The sequence below is a fragment of the Nonomuraea sp. NPDC049784 genome, from assembly GCF_040659615.1.
Lineage (GTDB): Bacteria > Actinomycetota > Actinomycetes > Streptosporangiales > Streptosporangiaceae > Nonomuraea.
Genome location: NZ_JBFAMX010000996.1, coordinates 1 through 2,447, shown reverse-complemented (window position 1 = coordinate 2,447; position 2,447 = coordinate 1). Strand labels below are relative to the sequence as shown.

General features: G+C 66.4%; 3 protein-coding genes. 2 read left to right on the top strand and 1 reads right to left on the bottom strand.

Features of this window, described 5'->3' with window-relative positions:
- On the bottom strand, positions 1–284 hold a 284-nt coding region (locus AB0J09_RS62280), incomplete at its 3' end, for a transposase (protein WP_360713586.1).
- Between the two features lie 691 nt (positions 285–975).
- Between AB0J09_RS62280 and AB0J09_RS62275 the strand changes: the two genes are divergently transcribed.
- A complete protein-coding gene (locus AB0J09_RS62275; RefSeq protein ID WP_360713584.1) occupies positions 976–1,242 on the top strand; it encodes a hypothetical protein in 267 nt (88 codons plus the stop codon).
- Between the two features lie 305 nt (positions 1,243–1,547).
- A partial coding sequence (locus AB0J09_RS62270) for a DUF4158 domain-containing protein (protein WP_360713582.1) occupies positions 1,548–2,447 on the top strand: 900 nt, incomplete at its 3' end.

Genomic DNA, 2,447 nt, shown 5'->3' with positions numbered 1-2,447 from the left:
TGCCAGCGCAGCAGGTCGTGGATCGTCTTGTCAGTGCCGTCATCACGCCACTTGCTGAAGTAGTAGTACGTCGCGCTCTTGGGCGGCAGGTCGTGCGGCAGATAATCCCATTGGACCCCGGTTCGTCCCTGGTAACGGATCGCGTTAACGATCTCACGTAACTGGTAGTTGCCCTCGTGGCCGCTGACGGACGGGTGCACGGCCTTCCACGCCGCGAGTACCGGCTCGATCAACGCCCACTGCGCGTCGGATAAGTCACTCGGGTACGGCTTGCGCTCGCTCACGCGGCCATCCCAGCACATCCCAGCCCGCCAACCGACGGTAACGCTACAAACCCGTCCGATCACACTGCGACATCACTGGCATGGACTCGCGAAACGCACTCTGAAAGGCCCATGCGTCTCGACGCGCCAATTCCGTCCCATTCCCGATGAGCCAACACGCCGCAAAGCCGTGATCGCAGGGCCGCAGCACTAAGGGGTCCGAGCATGGGCCTGGTGATCGTAGCGTGGGGCCGTGATATTCCGGATCGCGCATGGTGGCGGTGGCTGTGACTGCTGATCGGCTCCAGACGGAAAGGCGCTGGTGTTTCTCCTGCAAGGCGACGCCCAGGAACGCCGAAAGCATGGCCGTGGTGCTTTGGGCGGATAACGGTGTGATCGTCACGCAGGTTCACGCTCCAGGCTGCGCAGCCTTACATGCCGTGACGGACCTGCCAGACGGGGTGGACGACGTCGTCCGCCTCGGCACCAGCCGTGGTTCGTATCAGCCGTAGGGGGGCGCGTTCGGCTCGAGCGCCGCTGCGTAACTGGTGCAGCGTCCGCTGCCTGCCGGGCAGCTCGGCGGTCGTGGACTCGAGCAGCTCGCCGGAGTGTCGGCCGGACAGCCGGGCCAGGCCGCTGCCGGGACGACATCGGCTGGCGGCAGAGGCACACGAGCGCGCCGGCAACCTGATGCCCAGACCACACAGCCATCGTGGACGGCCTACTGATCGACTTCAAGAGCACCCGTCGTACCGAACGCTTCCCCCTCCCGATGATCCTGCAGCTCCTCGGCTACACCTTGATGGACTTCACCGACCGATATCGCATCGACCGGGTCGGCGTGTACCTGACGCGTACGAGATCCCTCATCCACTGGCCAATCGAGGACTACCTCGCCCTGCTCGGCGCCCGCCGTCGTGATCTGACCGAGCTGCGAGCGGCTTTTGGGGGGCAGACCAAGTACGAGAGAAAGGGATAGTGGAGTGTTGAGGCGCTGCTCAGAGGGCTCGTTTGTCCGATTATGTGACCCTCCGCTTGGGCTTGGTTGCGGTTTGATGAACACGGTCGTTCGGCAGGGTTGATCACCGCTACGGTTTCGGCGTCTTGGATGCCGGGATCGAGGCGAGGGACGGCCTGGGATGACGTGGATCGAGCGGACCGCCTACCCGCAGTTCAAGCGGCTAACGTCGGCGCGGGTGCTGCACGTGTTCTTCACGCCCTCGCCGGAAGAGGTGGCCTGGGCCGAACAGCGCTACCGGCAGCCCCGAGTCGTGCTTCGCGCTGGTGCTGGCGTTGAAGTGCTTCCAGAAGATGGCGCGCTTCCCGTCCCCGGACGAGATCCCCGACGTGGTGATCGACCACGTCCGGCGCTGCCTGGAGTTGGCCGAGGACATCCGGCCGGACCACGGGTCCTCCCCGAGCGCGAAGGCGCATCGCAAGCTGGTGCGCCAGCGTCAGGGCGTGAAATACGACGCGGGCCGGGCCCGGGCGATCACCGCGGTGGCGATCCGGAAGGCAGCCCAGGCCAAGAACAACCCGGCGGACCTGATCAACGTGGCGATTGAGGAGTTGCTTCGGCTCCGGCTGGAGCTGCTCGGGTACACGACGCTGGAGGACCTGGCCACGAGCATCCGCGCCGAGGTGAACGCCACCATCTTCGCCACGATCCTTCAGCGGATGGGCGAGTCCGGCCGGGCCCGGATGGGGGGTCTGCTCGTCGTCGGGCCGGACGGCAAATCGACGTTCAACCGGCTCAAGAAGCCCGCCCAGTGGGCCACGTGGTCGCGATTTCGTGACCAGGTGAAATGGTTGGATCAGGTGGACGCGCTGGGCGACACCGACGCGTGGCTGGAGGGCATCGCGCCGTCGAAGATCGCCGACTTCGCGGGGGAAGCCGACGCCCAGGACGCCGACACCCTGTCGCGCTACGACCCGGTCAAGCAGGTGGCGTTACTGGCGTGCCTGACGCACACCGCCCGGATGCGGGCCCGCGATGACCTGGCCGAGATGCTGTGCAAGCGGATGGCCTCCCATGTCAAACGGGCCAAGGCGGAGCTGGAGGAGATCCGCGCTCGGCAGCGCGCGACCAGCGAGCGGCTCATCGGCACCTACCGGCAGGTGCTGGAACGTCTCGACCCCGGCAGCGAGACCTCGGCCGCCGGACGCGAGGCGGTGGCGCGGGCG